This is a genomic window from Blastococcus sp. SYSU DS0616 (assembly GCF_054051015.1).
The window spans coordinates 30,064-49,750 of record NZ_JBJHAJ010000003.1 but is presented as its reverse complement, the minus strand read 5'-3'; the positions used below and the strand labels follow the sequence as shown (position 1 = coordinate 49,750).

Here is a 19,687-nt window from a genome sequence, read left to right as displayed (position 1 = left end):
ACTCCTCGGGAGGGAAGGGGAGGAACGCGGTCGGACGGGGGGCGGGAGGTCAGCGCACGGGGAAGTCCGTGGCCGCGGTGAGGGCGGTGAACTCGTCGAGCCGGACGGTGGCGGTGAGCGTCCAGGTGCCGGCGCCCGGGATCGACATGCCGTCGCCGACGAAGTGACCGGGGCCGGCGGGCTGCAGGGCGATCTCCAGCGGACCGATCTCCTGGCTCCGCTCGGTGAGGGTCACCCGGATCTCGGCCGGCTGCGCGAGCCGGCCGTCGTCGTCGAAGAGGTAGAGGTGCAGCGTGTTCGGGCCGGGGCGCGCGGGCTCGACCGTCATCTGCACGCTGCCCGAGGTGGCGCCGGAGCCGCTCTGCAGGGGGAGCACGACCTCCACCGGCTGGGCCAGCGCCGTCCGGGCCGGCGGCGTCGCGACCAGCACCGCCGACAGCGCGAGGACGACGGCGGCCAGCACCGCCTCCACGAGCAGTGAGCGCCGCAACGCCGGCAGGTGCTCGACCGCGGCCTCCGCCTGGGCCTGCTCCCGCTCCCCCGCGGCCGCCACCGCCGCAGGGGCGGGCTCGGCCCGGCCCGCGGCGGCGGTCGCGGCGGCGAACGCGTGCACGGTCGTCGTCCGGCGTCGCGGGGGACGGCGGACACCCAGCCGCTGCTGCACCCACACCCGGGAGATCCCGGCCGCGGCGAGGACGACCACCACGAGCAGCAGCTTGACCGCGAGCAGACGGCCGTACGTCGTCTCCACCAGTGCGGTGGGGGACGCGACCTCCCGCACCGACTGCACGATCCCGGACACGACGAGCGCCACGACCGCGCCGAACGCCAGCCGGGAGAACCGTGGGAGGGCGGCGGCCACGTCGCCCGGTGCGGCGCCCGGCCGCACCGCGGCGGCGAGCAGGCCGGCGAGCCCGCCGAGCCAGACCGCCATCGCCCCCGCGTGCACCGCCGCGACCAGCACGGCCAGGACCGGCCACGGTTCGGCGACCGGGTGGCCGACCGCCGCGGTCGCCAGGACCAGGCCGCCGCCCAGGGCCGCCACCCCGACGGCGGTCCCCCGCCCCGGTGGTGCGGCAGCCCGCCAGGCCCGGCGCAGCGCCAGCAGCAGGGCGACGGCCAGGGCGACGCGCGCGAGGGCGGACCAGCCCGCGCCCGTCCGCGCCGTGGCGCCGAGCAGCGCGGGGTCGGCGATCGCGCCGAGCCCCGCGCCCGCGGCATAGGGGCCCTGCAGGAGGAACCCGGTGGCCGCGGAGAGGGCGACCGCGGCGGCCCCGCCGAGGGCCATGCGCCGCAGCCGCGCGGTGCCCCGCCCGGTCGGCCAGCAGGTGGCGACCAGCACGGGCACCCCGAGCGCCAGCGCCAGCCCGGCGTAGCCCACCCAGCGCGCCACGGGCAGCAGCAGTCCGACGACCGGGTCGGTCGCCGCCGCCGCGTCCGCCGCGTCGGCGCCCAGCAGCTCCCCGTCGCCGACGACGAAGGAGAAGGCACCGGAAACCGGGTGCGAGTCGGCCGAGACCACCCGGTAGGTGACGAGGTAGCCGCCGTCGGGCAGGTCCCCGCGCAACGGGACGGTGACGACGTCGCCGTCGACGGAGGCGTTCCCGGCGTCCACCCGCTGCTGGTCGGCGCCGAGGACCCGGGCGTACCCGGCGCCCAGCGAGACGCCCTCGGAGAACCGCAGGGTCACCTCGTCGGGCGCGGCGTCGAGCCGCGCGCCCTCCCCCGGCGTCGTGGAGACCAGCGTGGCGTGCGCGGCCGCAGGACCGGCCGTGCCGATGCCCGCACCGAACCAGCCGAGAACCAGCAGCGCGAGCAGGAGGGCGGTGCGCCTCACGCGGTCACCCGCCGGTCGGCGACCGCGGGGACGGAACGGTGCCGGCGGCCCCGCCACGCGACGGTCGCCACCAGCGCCGTGCCGGCCACGAGCAGCAGGTGGGCCAGCGCCCGGTCGGTGTGCACGTGCCCGGCCTGCAGGTCGGCAACCGTCACCGGGAGCAGCAGGGCCACGAAGGAACCCAGGAAGGGCAGCCCGCCGGCCGCCAGCCGCGGACCGGCCGCGACGGCCAGGAACGCCGCGGCCAGCGCCAGGTTCCAGGCGCCGCTCTCCCGGGCCATGTGCACCGGGGCGCTCATCGCGCCGGCGCCGGAGGCGAGCACCGGCCAGGCCAGCGTCGCCTGCGCCACCCCGACGGCGAGCAGCGCCAGCCGCACCGCCGTGTCCGCCAGCCGGGCGCGCGCGGCCGCCCGCGCACCCGGGAGCTCGCGCGGCAGCGCCGAGAGGACGCTCGCAGTGAGGTCGGGCACCGACGGGGCCGGCGCCAGCCGCGCCCGGCGGGTCACGCGCTCGGCGGCGGCGGCCCAGGCCGCGCACCCGCGGCACGTGGCGAGGTGCGCGTCGAGCTCGTCGGCGGGCATCCCGAGCGGCTCGCCGTCGAGCCGCGCGGAGAGCGCCTCGCGGCAGGTGTGGCAGGACATGGTTGATTAGTCGCCGCCGGGCATCGCCCGGTTCCGGGCCTCCCGGGTGACCTGCGACACGCTGACGAGGACATGGACGACCTGGCACGCCTGGCCGCGGACGCCGCCGACGGCGACCCGCTGGCTGCGGCCACCCTCGTGCGGGAGACGCAGTCCGACGTCTGGCGGCTCTGCGCCGCGCTCGGCGACCGGGCCTCCGCCGACGACCTGACGCAGGAGACCTACCTGCGGGCGTTCGGCTCCCTGCACCGCTTCGAGGGCCGGTCCTCGGTCCGCACCTGGCTGCTGGCCATCGCCCGCCGGGTCTGCGCCGACGCGCTGAAGTCCCGCCGCCGGCGCCGGCTGACCCTGGTCCGGGACTCCGCCGACCTGGAACTGCTGGCCCCGCCGGGCGCCGCGGACGCCGTCGGCGAGGGCGCCGCGGTCGCCGACCTGCTGGCCCGGCTGCCCCCCGACCGGCGCGAGGCGTTCGTGCTGACGCAGCTGCTGGGACTGCCCTACGCCGAGGCCGCGGAGGTCGCCGGGTGCCCCGTCGGCACCATCCGCTCCCGGGTGGCGCGGGCCCGGGCCGACCTCGTGGAGTCCCTCGCTGCGGTGCGCGAGGACGCCGGCCCGGGCGAGACCGCGCACAGCTGAGCGCGCGGCGCCGGCACCCGCACCTCGCCGTGCCACAACGGGCCCATCGCGCGCACCCGCCACCGCCGTCCCACGCGTCGGGACCGGATCTGCGCCTAAGTGCATCGATCTGGTAGACATTGCGCCGTGACGCGGACGACGATGCTGCTCCTGGTGAGCCGCCGGCACGTCGACCTGCTGCGCGTCTGCACCGCCGCCTGTCCGGGCTGCTGAGCCCCCGCGCCTCCCCGGCGCCACCACGTCTCGCCCTCGCCTCACGCGGTCGCCGCTGCGCGCCCGCGTCCTGAGACCCCGGAGCCAGTGCCCGTGAAGACCCTGATCCTGCTCGCCCTCGCCGGGTTCGGTGCCCAGCTCGTCGACGGCAGCCTCGGCATGGCCTACGGCGTCACCTCGACGACCCTGCTGCTGGCCATCGGCACCAACCCGGCCGCGGCGTCGGCGACCATCCACCTCGCCGAGATCGGCACCACGCTCGCCTCGGGGCTCTCGCACTGGAAGTTCGGCAACGTCGACTGGAAGGTCGTCGCCAAGGTCGGAGTGCCCGGTGCGGTCGGGGCGTTCGCCGGCGCCCACTTCCTGTCCGGCCTCTCGACGTCGGTCGCGGCGCCGGTCATGTCGCTGATCCTGGTCTCGCTGGGCGTCTACATCCTGGTGCGCTTCACGCTGCGCGGCATCGACCGGCGGAACGTCGGCAAGCCCATCCGCCGGCGCTTCCTCACCCCCCTGGGGCTGGTGGCCGGCTTCGTCGACGCCACCGGGGGCGGCGGCTGGGGACCGGTCGGCACGCCGGCGCTGCTGGCCAGCGGCCGCATGGAGCCGCGCAAGGTCATCGGCTCGATCGACACCTCCGAGTTCCTCGTCGCGCTGGCAGCGAGCCTCGGCTTCCTGATGGCGCTGGGCTCGGCGGGCATCGACCCCCTGTGGGTCGCCGGGCTGCTCGCCGGCGGCCTCGTCGCCGCGCCGATCGCCGCGTGGCTGGTGCGGCACATCCCGCCGCGCATGCTGGGCTCCCTGGTCGGCGGGATGATCGTGATCACCAACACCCGCACGCTGCTGCGCAGCGACTGGGTGGGCGCCGGCGACGCCGTCAGCGCCCTGGTCTACGCAGTGCTCGCGGTCGTCTGGGTGCTGGCCGTCGTCCACTCCTACCGCCAGTACCGGCGGGACACGCGGCTGGAGTCGGCCGACGCCCTCGCCGAGGTGGCCGAGCAGAACGTGGCCGCCGACGCCACCGACTCCCGCGAGGTCCCGGTCGGCGCGGGCCGGCCCAGCGCCCCCCGCGACTGACAGGGCGCCGCACGGCACCCGCCGGCTGCTCCTAGCGGCCGGCCAGCAGGAAGGCCTCCAGCTCGGCCGGGAGGCCGGGTCCGGGCTGGTCGGCGGGGCGGTGCGCCGGCGGCGCCGGCCGCTCGTGCGTGCGCAGCCACGCCCAGGTGTCGGCGACGGTCGCCTCCAGCGCCCGCGTGGCCAGCCCGAGCTCGGCGGCCCGGGTGGTGTCGACGTCCCAGGCGGTGCGGGCGACCTCGTGGCGCAGCCACAGCGGCAGGTGCAGCCACTCCTGGACGCCGGCGGCGAGGAGGTCGGCCTCGGGCACCGGTACCCACTCCGCCGCGCTCCCGGTGACGACCCGGCAGAGCTCGAGCAGGCCGCCCAGGGTCGTCATGCCCGCCGGCCCCGTGGCGTTGACCGCACCGGTGCGGCCCTGCCCGGCCATGTCCACCAGCCAGGCGGCCAGGTCACGGGCGTCGACCAGCGCGATCGGCTGGGCGACGCCCTCGGCCGGGACGACCACCCGACCGCCGCTCGCGATGCGCTCCAGCCACCAGCCGAGGCGGTGGATCGGGTCGGAGGGGCCGACGATCAGGCCGGCACGGGCGGCGAGGAAGCGGCCACCGACGGCGGCGGCGAGCTCCCGCTCGCCGAAGGCCTTGATGGGCCCGTACTCGTCGTCCTCGGTGTCCCAGGTCGGCTCGCCGTCCTCCGGGCCGAGCGGCCCCGGCGGCCAGTTGCGGTACGCGTTGAGGCTGCTCACGAAGACGTAGGAGCGGACCCCGCCCAGCGCCGCAGCGGCGTTGCGGGCGGCGGCCCGGGTCTGGCAGGAGGTGTCGACGACGAGCTCGGGCTCCCACTCCCCCAGCGCGCGCGGCAGCGCGCCGGGGTCGTCGCGGTCGCCGTGCAGCGCCCGCGCGCCCTCCGGCGGCGGACCCGTCAGGCCCCGGGTGAAGGTGGCGACGTCGTGCCCGCGAGCGAGCGCGGCCTCCACCACGTGCCGGCCGAGGAAGTGGGTGCCGCCGAGGACGAGGAGTCTCATGCCGAGCACTCCAGCCCGGTCGGCGCCCGCGCGTCCAGGCAGTTCGCCGGCAGCGGATCCGCCGTCGGCGGACGAGCGTTACACCGCGCGGGACACCGGCAGCGTGGGCACCTGCGGAAGGGGCGTGGAACGGGCCGCGGCGAGCACCATCTGGGGCGAGGACGGCAGGCCCCGCCGGGTGCACAGCCGCAGCGCCCGGGCGCCGGTGAGGACGTCCGTCTCCGGCGGGACGACCAGTAGGTCGGCCCGGCGGTTCCCCCCGGCCCAGGTGAGGCAGACGACCTGCGGGTCCATGCTCCGGAAGCCGCCGGCGCGGACCGTGCGGCCCAGCACCTCCAGCTTGCGGGGGGCCGGCTCCCAGGCGTCGAGGGCGTAGGTGAACCGCTCCACCCGCACACCACGCCGCTCCAGCGCCGCGATCAGCTCCGGCAGCTCCACGGCGAGGTCCCGGCTCCGCGGGAACCACGCACCGTCGAACGCCGAACCGCCCGATCCGGCGTCGGCGCGCAGGCTCACCCGGACGTCGATGCCACCCCGGAAGCCCTCGATCGCCGGAACCGTACGGGTGATCGTCGCCATGAGCGTTCGGCCGCCTTCCTCTTCCCAGGGAGCCGGGGAGACGGCTCCGAGGTCAACGTAGGACGGGTGCGAGGCGAGACTCCTCGACGGCGTGGCGGGCGCGTCGGACCGCTTCGGCCAGTCATCACGATTCGTGACCCGACGAGCACGGAGCCCGCGCCGCGGACCGTGCGCCGCCGGTACGAGCACCGCACACGGGCAGTCGGGGGCGGGCCACGGCGAGTCAGTCCGCGCGGGGCCGCCCGCGATGGAGGCTCCGCGGCCTTGCCGTCGGGGACGGCGGTCTGCCTACCGTGCTGCGTCCACCAACGGGTGGGCCCGGATGGCGGACCGCCGAACCTGCCCACCGCCACCGGACCCGTGCACACGACGGGCAGGCGCGGGGAACCCACGAGATCCTGGCCCTCGGCCTCGGGGTGAAGCCGCAGCACGCGGCCGGGCAGCTCTCGCCCGAACCCGACAGCTAACCCCGCAGGCGGCGAGAGGCTTCCCCATGCTCAAGCACCGCACGGCACGACCCGGTCGCTCCACCCGCACCTCCGCGGCGGCGGCGGCCATGGCACGTCCGGCCGTGGTCCTCGCGGCCGCCGCGGCCGCCTCCCTCGCGATCGCCGGTCCGGCACAGGCCCACCCCGGGGAGCACACGGTCGTCCCCGGTGACACGCTGGGCGGGCTCGCGGCCGCCCACGGCACCTCGTGGCAGACCATCCACGCCGACAACCTCGCCACCATCGGCGCCGACCCGAACGTCCTGCGCGTCGGGCAGGTCCTCGTCATCGGCGGATCGGGCGCCGCCCCTGCCGCCCCCGCCCCCGCCGGCGGCGAGTACGTGGTGCAGCCGGGCGACACGCTGGGCGGCATCGCCGCCCGCCACGGCACCACCTGGCAGGACGTGCACGCCCTCAACCTCGAGGTCATCGGGGCGGACCCGAACGTGCTGCGCGTCGGGCAGCGACTCACCCTCGTCGGCGGCCCCTCGGCGGCCCCGGAGCGTGCCAGCCGCGCCGCGGACCGGCCGGCCCTCGACACCGCCGCCTACGGCGCGTGGGAACCGCACGTGCGCCCCGCCGTCGCGGAGGTCGCCGCGGAGTTCGGCATCCCGACGGTGCTCACCCGCCCCGGCCACAGCCCGTCGGAGGGCCGCGCCGCCGACTTCATGGTCTACGACGACCGGGCCACGGGCGACGCGCTCAGCCAGTACGTCATCGACAACGCGGCGCGCCTCGGCGTCGAGTACGTGATCTGGCAGCAGCAGATCGCCGGGACGTGGACGGGCTGGGCCTGGCAGCCCATGGAGGACCGCGGCTCCCCCACCGCCAACCACATGGACCACCCGCACGTGGCCTTCGTGCCGGCGCCGTAACGGCCCCATGACGCAGCGAGCCCCTGCCCGGATCACCGGGCAGGGGCTCGCTGCGTCATGGGCGGATCAGCTGGGCTTGGGCTTGCGGTTCTTGGCCTTGCCGCGCTCGGTCTGGTCGAGCACCACCTTGCGGATGCGGACGCCGGCCGGCGTGACCTCCACGCACTCGTCCTCGGCACAGAACTCCAGCGCCTGCTCCAGGTTGAGGATCCTCGGCGGGATCAGCCGCTCCAGCTCCTCGGAGGTGGACTTGCGCATGTTGGTGAGCTTCTTCTCCTTGGTGATGTTCACGTCCATGTCGTCCGGACGGGAGTTCTCACCCACGATCATGCCCTCGTAGACCTCGGTGCCCGGCTGGACCATGAGCTGGCCACGCTCCTGCAGCGAGAACATCGAGTAGGTCGTCGCCACGCCCTGGCGGTCGGCGACCAGCGAGCCGGTCGGCCGGGCGCGCATGTCGCCCAGCCACGGCTCGTAGCCCTCGAGGTTGCTGTTCAGCACGCCGGTGCCGCGGGTCTCGGTCAGGAACTCGGTGCGGAACCCGATGAGGCCGCGGGAGGGGACGACGTACTCCATCCGCGCCCAGCCGGTGTCGTGGTGCACCAGGTTCTCCAGCCGGCCGCGGCGCACCGCGAGAGCCTGGGTCAGGGTGCCGACGTACTCGCCGGGGGTGTCGATGGTGACCCGCTCGACGGGCTCGTGCAGCTTGCCGTCGATCTCCTTGGTGACGACGGTGGGCCGGCCGACGGTGAGCTCGAACTCCTCGCGGCGCAGCTGCTCGACGAGGATGGCCAGCGCCAGCTCGCCACGGCCCTGCATCTCCCAGGTGTCGGGGCGGTCGGTGGGCAGCATCCGCACGCTGACGTTGCCGACCAGCTCCTGGTCGAGGCGGTTCTTGATCAGGCGGGCGGTGAGCTTCTTGCCCGACTTGCCCGACAGCGGCGAGGTGTTGATCCCGATGGTGATCGAGATCGAGGGCTCGTCGACGGTCAGCGGGGGCAGCGGCCGCGGGTCGTTCGGGTCGGCGAGGGTGTCGCCGATCATGATGTCCTCGATGCCGGCGATGGCGACCAGGTCGCCGGGGCCGGCGCTCTCGGCCGGCGTCCGGGTCAGACCCTCGGTGACCAGCAGCTCGGTGATCTTGACGTTCTTGATCGTGCCGTCGACCTTGCACCAGGCGACCTGCTGGCCGCGCTTCATCTCACCGGAGTGGATGCGCAGCAGCGCCAGGCGACCCAGGAACGGCGAGGCGTCGAGGTTGGTGACCTGCGCGCGCAGCGGCTCCTCGGCGTCGTACTCCGGCGCCGGGATCGTGTCCAGCAGCGTCTTCACCAGCGGGCCGAGGTCCGGGCTGTCGGGGACGGTGCCGTTCTCGGGCTTGGTCAGCGACGCCTGCCCGGTGCGGCCGTTGCAGTAGACGATCGGGAACTCGAGGGCGTCGGCGTCCATGCCGGCGTCCTCCATGAGCTCCATGAACAGCTCGTAGCACTCGTCGACGACCTCTTCGATGCGGGCGTCGGAGCGGTCGGTCTTGTTGACCGCGAGGATGACCGGCATCCCCTTGCCGAGCGCCTTGCGCAGCACGAAGCGGGTCTGCGGGAGCGGGCCCTCGGAGGCGTCGACCAGCAGCACGACTCCGTCGACCATGGAGAGGCCGCGCTCGACCTCGCCACCGAAGTCGGCGTGGCCGGGGGTGTCGACGATGTTGACGACGACGGGGTTGCCGTCCTCGTCCGCCAGGCGGATCGCGGTGTTCTTCGCGAGGATGGTGATGCCGCGCTCGCGCTCGAGGTCCATCGAGTCCATCACGCGGTCCTGCGTGGAGTCGTTGTCCGTCCCCTCGCCCTTGGCGCGGCCGAGCGCGCCGGCCTGGCGGAGGAGGGCGTCGACCAGGGTTGTCTTGCCGTGGTCGACGTGGGCGACGATCGCCACGTTGCGCAGGTCGTTGCGGGTGGGCATGCGGAAGGGCACCTCGGGAGCTCGGGGGCGCGCCGCGCGGACGCGCGCGGGCATCAGGTCAACAGCCTTCGGGGCCCCGACCTTCCCTACACTCTAGGTGCTCAGTGCGCGGACACCGCCTCTCGCTGCTTGTCGACCACCCCGTAGGTGGCCCCGGCCGCGGCGACAGTGACCAGACTCACCGCGAACCAGGCGGGGAGACCGGCGCCCAGGGCGAGCACGTGCGCGAGCACGAAGGCGCCGACGTAGAGGGCGGCGAGCCCCGCGGTGACGGCGGTGCCCCGCCGTCGGGCGGCGATCCAGGCGGCACCGACCCCACAGGCGGCGAACACCGCGCCGCCGAGCGCCCGGACGCCGGTGCCCTGGGCGATGCCGAAGCCGGCGGCGAGGCCGACGGCGACCAGGAGCGAGGCGGGGATCCGGGCGAGGGCGGAGGTCGACATGTCCCCCAGTGTCCCTGTCGAGGAGTCGACCGCGGCGCCGCCCGGCCGCCTGGCATGGTCGCGGGGGTGTACGCACGGACCCGCCTCCTGGCCCTCGACGACGCCCCGGTCCTCACCCACCTCGTCCGCGCGGACCGGGAGTTCCAGGCGCCCTGGGAACCGGCCCGCGACGAGCGGTGGTACACCGAGGCGGGTCAGCGGACCGACGTCCGGGCGGCCCTCGAGCGGCACGACGCCGGGCTCGCGCTCCCCTGCGTCATCCTGGACGACTCCGGCGCGGTGGTCGGGCGGATCACGCTGAACAACGTCGTGCGCGGGGCCTTCCAGTCCGGCAGCCTCGGCTACTGGGTCGCCTCGGCCGCCAACGGCCGCGGGCTGGCCACCCGCGCCGTCGCCGAGATGCTGCGCCGGGCGTTCACCGACCTCGCCCTGCACCGCGTGGAGGCCGGCACGCTGCTGCACAACGCGGCGTCCCAGCGGGTGCTCCAGCGCAACGGGTTCGAGCGGTACGGGGTGGCACCGCACTACCTCCGGATCGCCGGGCGCTGGCAGGACCACGTCCTGTTCCAGGTGCTGAACCCTGCGATGGCGTAGCCCCCCGACCGACGCAGAGGGCCCCGGACGGCGAACCGTCCGGGGCCCTCGCGACGTGCTGGAGCGGCCCCCTGCGCGGGGGCAGAGGGGTCCTTACGCGGTGCGGAGCACGGCCTCGATCTCGAGCTCGACGTTGATCTTGTCGCCGACGACGACGCCGCCGCCGTCCATCGGCATGTCGATGTCGACGCCGTACTCCTTGCGGGAGATCTCGGTCTTGGCGCTGAAGCCGGCGCGGGTGCCGCCGTAGGCGTCCGGGCCGAAGCCGTTCAGCTCGAGCGCCAGGACGACCGGCTTGGTGATGCCCTTGATGGTGAGGTCGCCCTCGACGGTCCAGTCGGCACCGTCGGTCTTCACAGCGGTGGAGCGGAAGGTCATCACGGTGTGGTTGCCGACGTCGAAGAAGTCGGCGGACTTGATGTGCGCGTCCCGCTGCTCCTGCCGGGTGTCGATCGAGTCCATGTCCACCGTGGCGGTGACGCTGGACTGCGTCGGGTCCTCGGCGGTGACGATCTCGCCGGAGAACTCGCGGAAGTAGCCGCGGACCTTGCTCACCATCATGTGGCGGACGGAGAAGCCGACGGTGGAGTGGCTGGCGTCGATGTCCCAGGTGCCGGCGATGTAGCCGGGGATCTGGACGCTGGTGCTGCTGGTCATGGTGCCTCCCTGGTGGTCCTGCGTGGCGGTGCGATGTCTGGCGTCAGCGTAGTTGAGCGCTTGACTATTCCGCCAGTATTCTGTGCCCATGACCATGTCGGTGTCGTCGGAGTCCCTCCCCACGGGTGAGCCGCGCTGGCTCGATCCCGAGGAGCAGAAGGCGTGGCGCGCCTGGCTCTACAGCGCCCAGCTCCTGCTCGACCGGCTCGACCGCGAACTCAGCCACCGCACCGGCATCTCGCACGCCTACTACGAGATCCTCGTCGCCCTCTCCGAGGCGCCCGAGCGCATGATGCGGATGAGCGAGCTGGCCGACCGGTGCCTCTCCTCCCGGAGCCGGCTGTCGCACGCCGTCTCGCGGCTGGAGGAACGCGGCTGGGTGCGCCGGCAGGTGTGCGCCGAGGACGGGCGCGGCCAGCTCGCCGTCCTCACCGACGAAGGGTTCGCCGCCCTGGAGGGTGCGGCGCCGGTGCACGTCGAGGGCGTCCGGCGCGAGCTGTTCGACCAGCTCTCCCCCGCGCAGGTGGTCGCCATGCGCGACCTCGGCGAGACGCTGCTGCGCCACCTGGACCCGATGCGGATGCCCTGAGGCGCCCGGCCTCGTCGCACCGGCCGACCCCACGCCGCCCCTAGGGTCTCCTCATGGAACCGCGCAGCAGGAGGACCGCCCTCGTCGCCGGCACCGTGCTGCTGCTCACCGGATGCGGCGGCCCGGCAGCACCCGAGCTCGCCGTGCTCGACCGGTCGGCGACGGCCGAGGACGCCGTCCCGGACGGCGTCGAGGTGCCGGAGGGGGTCGACGACCTGCGTCACGTCGCCGAGGCGGACGGCGCTCAGGTCTACGCCGGCCGGGGCGCGGCCGACCACCCCTGGTGCGTCGTGGTGCTCGTGGGCTCCGTCGAAGGCGAGAACTGGGTGACCGGCTCGTCCTGCACGGACGACGACACCTTCGCCGAGCGAGGAGTCTGGGTCGAGGTGGGCGGCGCGGACGTCGAGCGCGGCGCCGCGACGCTGTTGCCGGACGACTTCGACGGCGAGCTCCGACCCGGTTGGGAGATCGCCGGGCCGAACCTGGCCCTGCCCACCGAGTAGCGACCGAGGTGGGCGGGCCTGCTAGGCGCGCCCGACGTCGTCCGGGGGCAGCGGCCAGCGCGGCACGCCCGCGACGGCGCCGTCGGGCAGGCGGCCGGGGAAGCGCGGCGGCCGCTTCTCCAGGAAGGCGGCCACCCCCTCGGCCGGGTCCGGCCCCTCTCCCAGCTCGACCAGCGCCCGGGACTCCGCGCGGTGGGCGTCCCAGGGCGAGGACGCACCGAGCATCGACCAGAGCAGCTGCCGGGCCGCGCCGACGGCGACCCCGCTGGTGTTCGCCACGATCTCCTGGGCCAGCCCGTAGGCGGTCGGCAGCAGCTCGTCGTCGGGCACCACGCGGGACACCAGCCGGCCGCGCAGCGCCTCCGCGGCGTCGAACACCCGCCCGGTCGCGACCCACTCCATGGCCTGGCTGATGCCCACCACCCGGGGCAGGAACCAGGAGGACGCCGCCTCGGGCACGATGCCGACGCGACCGAACACGAACCCGAAGCGCGCCGACTTCGCGGCGATCCGGACGTCCATGGGCAGGGTGAGCGTCGCGCCGATGCCCACGGCCGGGCCGTTGACCGCAGCGATCACCGGCTTGCGCAGCGCGGCGAAGGGCAGCGAGGCCACTCCCCCGGCGTCCCGGGGGAAGCCACCGATGTCCTCGCTGAGCGGACCCGGCGGCCGCTCCCGGGTGCGCCGGTCGGAGAAGGTGTCCTTTCCGCCGCCGAGGTCGGCCCCGGCGCAGAACGCCCGCCCCGACCCGGTCACGACCACCACGCGGACGTCGTCGTCGGCGTCGGCGGCCGCCGCCACGCGGGCGAGCTCGTCGGCCATCGTGAGGGTGAACGCGTTGAGCCGGTCCGGCCGGTGCAGCGTCACCGTCGCGACGCCGTCGGCCACCTCGTACCGCAGCTCGGTGAGGTCGCCGGTCATCGCCCCGCGCCCAGGGCTCCGGTGACGGCGAGCCGGGCGACGGCGTCGAGGTGCTCGGCCTCGTCCCCGAGCAGCAGCCGGTCCACCTTCGCCCGCCGCCAGTACAGGTGCGCGTCGTGCTCCCAGGTGAACCCGATGCCGCCGTGCACCTGGATCAGGGTGCTGGCGGCGCGCTCGAAGGTCGCCGCCGCGCATGCCTTGGCCGCCGCCGCCGCGAGCGGCAGCTCCGCGGGGTTGCAGTCGGCCGCCCACGCCGCCCACCAGACCAGGGAGCGCAGCTGCTCCACGCCGACCCAGGCGTCGACCAGCATGTGCTTGATCGCCTGGTAGGAGCCGATCCGGCGGCCGAACGCCTCCCGCTCCTGGGCGTAGGCCACGCCGAGCTGCACGCACCGCTCGGCGCCGCCCAGGTCCTCCGCGGCCATGACGACCGCGCCCACCTGCCGGGCGCGGGCCCACAGCTCGCCGGCGTCCGGGGTCAGCACGCGGCGGGAGGTCAGCCGGACGGAGGCCAGCCCGCGGGTGGCGTCCAGCGGGCGGCCGGGCACGACCTCGCCCTCGCCGACGACCAGGTCCGCACCGTCCAGCCCCAGGAACAGGGTGGCGTCCGCGGCGTCGACCGACGGCGCGGAGCCGTCGACGGCCCCGTCCAGCACGGCGAACCCCGTCGACCCGTCGGCCAGCTGCGCGGCCAGGTCGGGCGCGTCGCCGAGCAGCACCGCGGCGCGGGCGGCGGTGACCAGCGAGGGCGCGGCCAGGACCGCGCCGCCCTGCTCGGCCACGACGGCGAGGTCCAGCAGCGGGCGCCCGGAGCCCCCGGCGGACTCCGGGACCGTGATGCCGAGGAAACCGATGTCGGCCAGCGCCTTGCGGCCGGGTTCCAGCCCGCCGCCCTCCAGCCCGGCGCGCGCGGCGGCCGGCGAGGCGTTGCCCCGGTAGAAGTCCCGGGCGCCGTCGGCGATGTCGCGCTGGTCGGCGTCGAGGTCGAAGTTCATCGCGTCCCTCCCGAGAAAGGCCCGGCCTTGTCGCTGCGCGGCTCCGGCGGCAGGCCCAGCACCCGCTCGCCGAGGATGTTGCGCAGCACCTGGTCGGTGCCCCCGGCGATGCTGATGCCGGGCAGCCACGACTGGGTCCGCTGCCAGCGGTCGTCGCCGTCGGCGGTGGCGTACACGGCCTCGTCGCCCAGCAGCCGCACCCCGGCGTCGGCCATCAGCAGACCGGCCTCGGTGCCGGCGAGCTTCCCGGCACTGGCCTCGGGCCCCGGGATGCCGCCCTGGCTGAGCACGGTCAGCCGCCGGTACCCGGTGTAGCGGGCGGCGAGCGCCGCGACCACCGCCCGCCCGACCGCCTGGCGGGCCAGCACCTGCCGCTCGGGGTCCAGCCGCGGCAGCCGCTCCCGCGCGTGCTGGGCGAACTCCTCCACCGGCGCCCCGATGGCGCCACCGGCCCCGCCGATGGCCACCCGCTCGTTCATCAGCGTGGTGAGCGCGACCCGCCACCCCTCGCCGGGCTCGCCGAGCCGCTCCGAGTCGGGGATGCGGACGTCGTCGAAGAAGACCTCGTTGAAGTCCGCCTGGCCGCCCATCTGGCGCAGCGGGCGCACCGTCACGCCCGGGGCGTGCATGTCGACGACGAACATGGTCAGTCCGGCGTGCTTGGGCTTCTCCGGTTCGGTGCGGGTGAGCAGGATGCCGAAGTCGGCGACGTGCGCCAGCGTCGTCCACACCTTCTGCCCGTTGACGACCCAGTCGTCGCCGTCGCGGACGGCGGTGGTGCGCAGCGCGGCGAGGTCCGAGCCCGACGCCGGCTCGCTGAACAGCTGGCACCACACCTCGTCGGCGCGCAGCAGCGGGGCGAGGTAGCGCTCGCGCTGCTCCTGGCTGCCGTGAGCGATGACGGTGGGCCCGCACATGCCGATGCCGATGTGGTTGATCAGCCCCGGCACCCGGGCCCGGGCGAGCTCCTGGCCGACGATCGCCTGCTGCACGAGCGTGCCGCCCTGCCCGCCGTACTCCCGGGGCCAGGTGACGCCGACCAGGCCGGCCTCGGCGAGCACCCGCTGGGTGCGGCGCATCTCGGCCTCGTGGGTGCGGGCGTCGATCCCCTCCTGCCCCGGCGCGAGGTGCAGCAGCTCGCCGGCGTGCTCCTCGAGCAGGGCGCGCACCCGCGCCCGGTACTCGGCCTCGTCGGGGCTGTCGTCGAAGTCCACGGGCACGCCTCTCGTCGGTGAGTGGGTCGGCCGCAGCGTGACAGGCGTCACCCGGAACGGTCAACGGTGACTGTTCCGGGCCCCGCACACGGCCTACTGTTCCGCGGATGAGCGCAGAGCCCGTCGCCGACCGCGCCGCTGCCGGGCCCCGCTCGCGCTCGGAGCGGACCGCCGACAGCCGCCTGCTGATCCTCGACGCGGCCGTGGCCTGCCTGGTGGAGGACGGGTTCGCGGGCGCCTCGACGCTCGCCGTCCAGGCCCGGGCCGGGGTCTCGCGCGGCCGGCTGCTGCACCACTTCCCCTCCCGCGCCGAGCTGCTCGCCGCCGCCGCCGAGCACCTGTCCACGACCCAACTGGACGAGGTCCGTCGCCGGGCCGCCGCGCTGATGGAGGACGAGCCGACCGGGCGGGAGCGGGTGGAGCGGGCGATCGACCTGATGTGGGCGACGTTCCAGGAGCCCCCGTTCTGGGCGGCGATGGAGCTCTGGACGGCGGCGCGCACCGACCCCGCACTGCGCGCGGCCCTGCGCGGGGAGGAGCGGCGGCTGCGGGCGTCCATCGCCGCGGTGGCCGACGGCATCTGGGGGCCGGAGATCGCCGGCGCCGCCACCTACGCCGACCTCTGCGAGCTGCTCTTCACGAGTATGCGGGGCGTGGCGCTGGTCTACGCGTTCGAGGACCGACCTGCCGCCACCGACCCGCACCTGGCCCTCTGGAAGCGCCTCGCCGCGCGGCTGCTCGCCCTCGACAGTCAGGGTTGACCGCTCCGCCCTCGGTCGCCACCATGACGCAGATCACACCCGCGTCGGACGTCGAGGAGCAACCCGTGACCGTCGAGATCCCTCCCCTGCAGGGCCGGGGCATGACCCTGAGCGACCAGCTGGCCCGCTGGGCCCGCGCGACACCGGACTCGACGGCGCTGCGCTTCGAGGGGACGGGGCGCAGCTACGCGGAGCTGGACGATCGCGTCACCCGACTGGCCCGGGCGCTGCGGCAGCGCGGGGTCGGCACCGGTGACCGCGTCGCCGTCCTGACCCTCAACGGCATGGAGGGGTGGGAGTCCTACCTCGCCGGCGTCCGGCTGGGCGCGATCGTCGTCCCGGTGAACTTCCGGCTGGTGGCCGACGAGGTCGCCTACGTGCTCACCGACTCCGGCGCCGTCGCGCTGGTCGTGGACGCGCCGCTGGCGGAGGTCGCCGCCAAGGCGCGCGAGCAGGCGCCGGACGTCGCCGCCGCCCTGGTGGTCGGCGGCGGCGACGCCGGCCCGGGCAGCGAGGACTACGAGACGGCGCTCGCCGCCGCCGGCACCGACCCGCTCGACGTCGTGGTCGACGAGGACGAGCCGGCGTTCATCATGTACACGTCGGGCACGACCGGCCGCCCCAAGGGCGCGGTGCTCACCCACCGGAACCTGCTCCTGCACGCGTTCAGCCAGATCACGACGCTGGGCTGGGACCCCGACGACCGGGTGGGCGTGCCCGGCGCGCCGCTGTTCCACATCGCGGGCCTCGCCGGCGGGCTGCCCCCGCTGCTCCTCGGCGGCGTCCACGTGATCATCAAGTCGGGCGCCTTCGACCCGGCCGCGACGCTGGACATGATGGAGCGGGAGAAGGTCTCCAGCATCTTCCTCGTGCCCGCGATGTGGGCCGCCGTGCTCGCCGTCCCCGACCTCGCCTCCCGCGACCTCTCGTCGCTGCGGCGGGTCTCCTGGGGCGCGGCCCCCGCCTCCACGACGCTGCTCCGCGCGCTGATCGACGCCTTCCCGCAGGCGGAGGTGGTCACCGCGTTCGGCCAGACCGAGTGCAGCCCCGTCACCTGCCTGCTGCGCGGGGAGGACTCGGTGCGCAAGATCGGCTCGGTCGGCACGCCGATCCTCAACGTCGAGGTCCGGGTGGTCGACGAGGCGATGGAGGACGTCCCGCGGGGCGAGGTCGGCGAGATCGTCTACCGCAGCCCGATGGTGATGAAGGAGTACTGGAACAAGCCGGAGGCGACCGCGGAGGCCTTCGCCGGCGGCTGGTTCCACTCCGGCGACCTGGTGCGCCAGGACGAGGACGGCTACTTCTACGTCGTCGACCGCAAGAAGGACATGATCATCTCCGGCGGGGAGAACATCTACTGCGCCGAGGTGGAGAACGTCCTGGCCGCCCACCCGAAGGTCGCGGAGGTCGCGCTGATCGGCGTCCCCGACAGCCGGTACGGCGAGGCGCCGCTGGCCGTCGTGGCCCCGCGCGACGTGGCCGACCCGCCCACCTCCGAGGAGCTCGGCGCCTGGTGCCGTGAGCGGCTGGCCCGCTACAAGAACCCGCGGGAGTACTCGGTGGTCGGGGCGCTGCCGCGCAACCCGAGCGGCAAGGTGCTCAAGACCGCCCTGCGCCAGGAACACTCGGCGGGCTCCCTGGTCGCCGAGCCGGTCGTCTAGTCAGTCGGCCTGCCCGGGACGCACCAGCCCCGACTCGTAGGCGACCACCACCGCCTGCACCCGGTCCCGGACCCCCAGCTTGGCGAGCACGCGTGCCACGTGGGTCTTCACCGTGCCCTCGCCCAGCACGAGGCGGTCGGCGATCTCGGCGTTGGACAGGCCCCGGGCGACCAGCCGCAGGACCTCCTCCTCGCGCGCGGTCAGCCGGTCGAGGCCGGGTGCCCGTGCCAGGGTCGGACCGACCCGCCGCACGTGGTCGTCGAGCAGGCGGCGGAGCAGGCTGGGCGCGAGCAGCACGTCACCGGTACCGGCCGAGCGGACGGCGGCGACCAGCTGCTCGCGCGGCATCGACTTGAGCAGGAACCCGGCCGCCCCGGCGCGCAGGGCCTCCACCAGGTGCTCGTCGGCGTCGAACGTCGTCAGCATGACCACCGCCGTCGCCGCCGCGGGGTCGGCGCAGATGCGGCGGGCGGCCTGGATGCCGTCCAGGCGGGGCATCCGGACGTCGACCAGCGCGACGTCGGGGCGCAGCTGCCGGCACAGGCCCACGGCGTCGACCCCGTCACCGGCCTCCCCGACGACCTCCAGCCCGGCCTCGGCCTCCAGGATCATCCGCAGCCCGGCCCGCACGAGGGCCTCGTCGTCGGCCAGCAGCACCCGGACGCTCATACCGCCGCATGCTCCGGCACCGGGACCGGCAGCACCGCGCGGATGGTCCAGCCGGTCCCGTCGGCCCGCGGCCCGGCGGTCAGGCAGCCGTCGAAGAGGGCCACGCGCTCCCGGAGACCCAGCAGGCCGTGCCCCGCCCGCCCGGGATCGCCGCCTCCCGGGCCGTCGTCGGACACCTCGACCGTCAGCGCCTCGGCGGCGAACTCGAGCACCACGCTGATCGGCGCGCCGGGGGCGTGGCGGAGCGCGTTGGTCAGCGACTCCTGCACGATCCGGTAGGCGGTCGCCTCCACGGCGGCCGGCAGCGGGGGCACGGCGCCGTCCGCCGTCATCTCGACGTCCCGCCCGGCCGCGCGCGCCGCCACGACGAGCTCTTCGATGGCGGCGATCGAGCCGGGCAACGGGTCCGCGGGCCCTTCCTCCGGGTGCTCCCGCAGCACGCGCAGCATCCGGTGCAGGTCGTCGAGGGCCGTGCGGCCGGACGCGAGCACGACGTCCAGCGCCCGGGCCGTGGCCGGCTCCCGAGCGCCCAGGCTGGCCTGCGCGGCCTCGGCGTGCAGGAGCATCAGCGTGACCCCGTGCCCGACGACGTCGTGCATCTCGCGGGCGATCCGGCGGCGCTCGGCGGCCAGAGCACCCGCCCGCTCGGCCTCCTGCCGGCGCTCGCGTTCCCGCGCCGCGACGGCCTCGCGCTCGGCCGCGACCGCCCGGTCCAGCCGTTCGCGGGCCAGCCGGGCGAACACCCAGACGACGACCGGGATCGCCATGTTGGCCACCTCGTCCGCGGCGTTCACCGGTCGGTCGGCGACGAACGGGTAGACCTGCACGGCGGCCAGGACGGCGAGCAGCCCGAGGACGGCGTCCCGGCGGCGGTCGGCGTACTGGGCCACCGAGTAGGTCAGGACGAGGACGGCCACGAAACCGGCGACGGCGGGCGCCTCCCCCAGGACCGTCTGGAAGGCGAGCCCCGCTGCGCCGACGACGGCGGCACCCACCGGCCTGGCACGCCGCGCCACCAGGCTCGCCGTCATGACGGCGAAGGCCACGTGCTGCAGGCCGCGCGGACCGCCGAGCTCGTCGGCCGCGAGCAGCTCGACCTGACCGGCGACCGTGAGCCCGACGGCGAGCACGCCGTCGCGCACCGGCACCGGGAGGGCCCGCCACCTGCTCAGCACGCCTCGCATGGCGGGCAGCGTAGGACCGTTCCGGCGCCCGGCGGGTCCCTCCGACGACCGATGCGGGGTCTGCCTCGCGGGGGATGCCCCGGCGACGCCCCGACCCCGGGATCGGCCCGGAGGGGGACGGCGTGCCGGGCCGCGGCCGCCAGCGTGGGCCCGACGGCGCGGACCGCGCG

20 protein-coding genes and 1 riboswitch are annotated in these 19,687 nt (G+C 75.4%); of the genes, 8 read left to right on the top strand and 12 right to left on the bottom strand.

The features are described from left to right. Positions 1 to 49 precede the first annotated feature (49 nt). On the bottom strand, positions 50 to 1,837 hold the full coding sequence (locus tag ACI79K_RS02860; RefSeq protein WP_456598913.1) for a copper resistance CopC/CopD family protein: 1,788 nt from the start codon (positions 1,835 to 1,837) through the stop codon (positions 50 to 52). Continuing rightward, positions 1,834 to 2,478, bottom strand: a complete 645-nt coding sequence (locus ACI79K_RS02855) for a zf-HC2 domain-containing protein (protein ID WP_456598912.1) — start codon at positions 2,476 to 2,478, stop codon at positions 1,834 to 1,836. Before ACI79K_RS02855 ends, ACI79K_RS02860 begins: the two co-directional genes overlap by 4 nt. A gap of 72 nt (positions 2,479 to 2,550) precedes the next feature. Here ACI79K_RS02855 and ACI79K_RS02850 point away from each other — a divergent pair, with 72 nt between their 5' ends. Both ACI79K_RS02850 and ACI79K_RS02845 read left to right on the top strand, forming a co-directional pair. Continuing rightward, entirely contained in the window at positions 2,551 to 3,114 is a 564-nt protein-coding gene (locus tag ACI79K_RS02850; protein WP_456598911.1) for a sigma-70 family RNA polymerase sigma factor, read from the top strand. 306 nt (positions 3,115 to 3,420) lie between these two features. Next, positions 3,421 to 4,401, top strand: a complete 981-nt coding sequence (locus ACI79K_RS02845) for a sulfite exporter TauE/SafE family protein (RefSeq protein WP_456598910.1) — start codon at positions 3,421 to 3,423, stop codon at positions 4,399 to 4,401. 31 nt (positions 4,402 to 4,432) lie between these two features. Here the strand turns inward: ACI79K_RS02845 and ACI79K_RS02840 are convergent, their stop codons facing one another. After that, a complete protein-coding gene (locus ACI79K_RS02840; protein WP_456598909.1) occupies positions 4,433 to 5,425 on the bottom strand; it encodes an NAD-dependent epimerase/dehydratase family protein in 993 nt (330 codons plus the stop codon). Between the two features lie 78 nt (positions 5,426 to 5,503). After that, the gene (locus ACI79K_RS02835; RefSeq protein ID WP_456587404.1) at positions 5,504 to 6,004 is read right to left on the bottom strand and encodes a DUF5994 family protein; all 501 of its coding nucleotides are present in this window, start codon (positions 6,002 to 6,004) and stop codon (positions 5,504 to 5,506) included. A gap of 379 nt (positions 6,005 to 6,383) precedes the next feature. Beyond that, positions 6,384 to 6,477: riboswitch (cyclic di-AMP (ydaO/yuaA leader) on the top strand. An 83-nt stretch (positions 6,478 to 6,560) separates the two neighbouring features. On the opposite strand from ACI79K_RS02835, the gene ACI79K_RS02830 reads away from it, so the two are divergent. Further along, positions 6,561 to 7,367: a LysM peptidoglycan-binding domain-containing protein gene (locus ACI79K_RS02830; protein WP_456598908.1), complete on the top strand. Its 807-nt coding sequence runs from the start codon at positions 6,561 to 6,563 to the stop codon at positions 7,365 to 7,367. Positions 7,368 to 7,433: 66 nt separating this feature from the next. On the opposite strand, the gene typA is transcribed toward ACI79K_RS02830, so the two are convergent. Next, positions 7,434 to 9,326, bottom strand: a complete 1,893-nt coding sequence (gene typA / locus ACI79K_RS02825) for a translational GTPase TypA (RefSeq protein ID WP_456587402.1) — start codon at positions 9,324 to 9,326, stop codon at positions 7,434 to 7,436. Positions 9,327 to 9,427: 101 nt separating this feature from the next. Then, a complete protein-coding gene (locus tag ACI79K_RS02820) occupies positions 9,428 to 9,769 on the bottom strand; it encodes a hypothetical protein (RefSeq protein WP_456598907.1) in 342 nt (113 codons plus the stop codon). A gap of 66 nt (positions 9,770 to 9,835) precedes the next feature. On the opposite strand from ACI79K_RS02820, the gene ACI79K_RS02815 reads away from it, so the two are divergent. Continuing rightward, positions 9,836 to 10,363 (top strand): GNAT family N-acetyltransferase, encoded by a 528-nt coding sequence (locus ACI79K_RS02815; protein ID WP_456598906.1) that lies wholly within the window; start codon positions 9,836 to 9,838, stop codon positions 10,361 to 10,363. A gap of 93 nt (positions 10,364 to 10,456) precedes the next feature. On the opposite strand, the gene ACI79K_RS02810 is transcribed toward ACI79K_RS02815, so the two are convergent. Beyond that, positions 10,457 to 11,020: a YceI family protein gene (locus ACI79K_RS02810; protein ID WP_456587399.1), complete on the bottom strand. Its 564-nt coding sequence runs from the start codon at positions 11,018 to 11,020 to the stop codon at positions 10,457 to 10,459. Positions 11,021 to 11,108: 88 nt separating this feature from the next. On the opposite strand from ACI79K_RS02810, the gene ACI79K_RS02805 reads away from it, so the two are divergent. Beyond that, complete coding sequence (locus tag ACI79K_RS02805) at positions 11,109 to 11,609, top strand: MarR family winged helix-turn-helix transcriptional regulator (protein ID WP_456587398.1); 501 nt, start codon at positions 11,109 to 11,111, stop codon at positions 11,607 to 11,609. Positions 11,610 to 11,662: 53 nt separating this feature from the next. Then, positions 11,663 to 12,112, top strand: a complete 450-nt coding sequence (locus ACI79K_RS02800; RefSeq protein WP_456587397.1) for a hypothetical protein — start codon at positions 11,663 to 11,665, stop codon at positions 12,110 to 12,112. A gap of 21 nt (positions 12,113 to 12,133) precedes the next feature. Here ACI79K_RS02800 and ACI79K_RS02795 read toward each other — a convergent pair whose 3' ends face one another. Genes ACI79K_RS02795 through ACI79K_RS02785 form a run of 3 tightly spaced genes read right to left on the bottom strand, consistent with a single transcriptional unit; the run spans position 12,134 to position 15,242 of the window. Beyond that, the gene (locus ACI79K_RS02795) at positions 12,134 to 13,033 is read right to left on the bottom strand and encodes an enoyl-CoA hydratase-related protein (protein ID WP_456598905.1); all 900 of its coding nucleotides are present in this window, start codon (positions 13,031 to 13,033) and stop codon (positions 12,134 to 12,136) included. Further along, positions 13,030 to 14,028 carry an acyl-CoA dehydrogenase family protein gene (locus tag ACI79K_RS02790; RefSeq protein ID WP_456587395.1) on the bottom strand — a complete coding sequence of 333 codons (999 nt, stop codon included), beginning with the start codon at positions 14,026 to 14,028 and terminating at the stop codon, positions 13,030 to 13,032. The genes ACI79K_RS02795 and ACI79K_RS02790 overlap by 4 nt, the downstream gene beginning before the upstream one ends. Continuing rightward, the gene (locus tag ACI79K_RS02785) at positions 14,025 to 15,242 is read right to left on the bottom strand and encodes an acyl-CoA dehydrogenase family protein (protein ID WP_456598904.1); all 1,218 of its coding nucleotides are present in this window, start codon (positions 15,240 to 15,242) and stop codon (positions 14,025 to 14,027) included. Before ACI79K_RS02785 ends, ACI79K_RS02790 begins: the two co-directional genes overlap by 4 nt. Positions 15,243 to 15,349: 107 nt before the next feature. Here ACI79K_RS02785 and ACI79K_RS02780 point away from each other — a divergent pair, with 107 nt between their 5' ends. After that, entirely contained in the window at positions 15,350 to 16,003 is a 654-nt protein-coding gene (locus ACI79K_RS02780) for a TetR/AcrR family transcriptional regulator (protein WP_456598903.1), read from the top strand. A 65-nt stretch (positions 16,004 to 16,068) separates the two neighbouring features. After that, complete coding sequence (locus tag ACI79K_RS02775; RefSeq protein WP_456598902.1) at positions 16,069 to 17,664, top strand: long-chain-fatty-acid--CoA ligase; 1,596 nt, start codon at positions 16,069 to 16,071, stop codon at positions 17,662 to 17,664. On the opposite strand, the gene ACI79K_RS02770 is transcribed toward ACI79K_RS02775, so the two are convergent. Next, positions 17,665 to 18,333, bottom strand: coding sequence for a response regulator (locus ACI79K_RS02770; protein WP_456596814.1), 669 nt, complete (start codon positions 18,331 to 18,333; stop codon positions 17,665 to 17,667). After that, positions 18,330 to 19,517 carry a sensor histidine kinase gene (locus tag ACI79K_RS02765; protein ID WP_456587390.1) on the bottom strand — a complete coding sequence of 396 codons (1,188 nt, stop codon included), beginning with the start codon at positions 19,515 to 19,517 and terminating at the stop codon, positions 18,330 to 18,332. The genes ACI79K_RS02770 and ACI79K_RS02765 overlap by 4 nt, the downstream gene beginning before the upstream one ends. Between the last annotated feature and the right edge of the window lie 170 nt (positions 19,518 to 19,687).

Coding starts and splice junctions, on each gene's coding strand:
- ACI79K_RS02830 (WP_456598908.1), top strand. CDS start 6,561: ATGGCACGTCCGGCCGTGGTCCTCGCGGCCGCCGCGGCCGCCTCCCTC.
- typA (WP_456587402.1), bottom strand. CDS start 9,326: ATGCCCACCCGCAACGACCTGCGCAACGTGGCGATCGTCGCCCACGTC.
- ACI79K_RS02770 (WP_456596814.1), bottom strand. CDS start 18,333: ATGAGCGTCCGGGTGCTGCTGGCCGACGACGAGGCCCTCGTGCGGGCC.
- ACI79K_RS02780 (WP_456598903.1), top strand. CDS start 15,350: ATGAGCGCAGAGCCCGTCGCCGACCGCGCCGCTGCCGGGCCCCGCTCG.
- ACI79K_RS02790 (WP_456587395.1), bottom strand. CDS start 14,028: ATGAACTTCGACCTCGACGCCGACCAGCGCGACATCGCCGACGGCGCC.
- ACI79K_RS02835 (WP_456587404.1), bottom strand. CDS start 6,004: ATGGCGACGATCACCCGTACGGTTCCGGCGATCGAGGGCTTCCGGGGT.
- ACI79K_RS02765 (WP_456587390.1), bottom strand. CDS start 19,517: ATGCGAGGCGTGCTGAGCAGGTGGCGGGCCCTCCCGGTGCCGGTGCGC.
- ACI79K_RS02805 (WP_456587398.1), top strand. CDS start 11,109: ATGACCATGTCGGTGTCGTCGGAGTCCCTCCCCACGGGTGAGCCGCGC.
- ACI79K_RS02800 (WP_456587397.1), top strand. CDS start 11,663: ATGGAACCGCGCAGCAGGAGGACCGCCCTCGTCGCCGGCACCGTGCTG.
- ACI79K_RS02820 (WP_456598907.1), bottom strand. CDS start 9,769: ATGTCGACCTCCGCCCTCGCCCGGATCCCCGCCTCGCTCCTGGTCGCC.
- ACI79K_RS02855 (WP_456598912.1), bottom strand. CDS start 2,478: ATGTCCTGCCACACCTGCCGCGAGGCGCTCTCCGCGCGGCTCGACGGC.
- ACI79K_RS02850 (WP_456598911.1), top strand. CDS start 2,551: ATGGACGACCTGGCACGCCTGGCCGCGGACGCCGCCGACGGCGACCCG.
- ACI79K_RS02840 (WP_456598909.1), bottom strand. CDS start 5,425: ATGAGACTCCTCGTCCTCGGCGGCACCCACTTCCTCGGCCGGCACGTG.
- ACI79K_RS02795 (WP_456598905.1), bottom strand. CDS start 13,033: ATGACCGGCGACCTCACCGAGCTGCGGTACGAGGTGGCCGACGGCGTC.
- ACI79K_RS02810 (WP_456587399.1), bottom strand. CDS start 11,020: ATGACCAGCAGCACCAGCGTCCAGATCCCCGGCTACATCGCCGGCACC.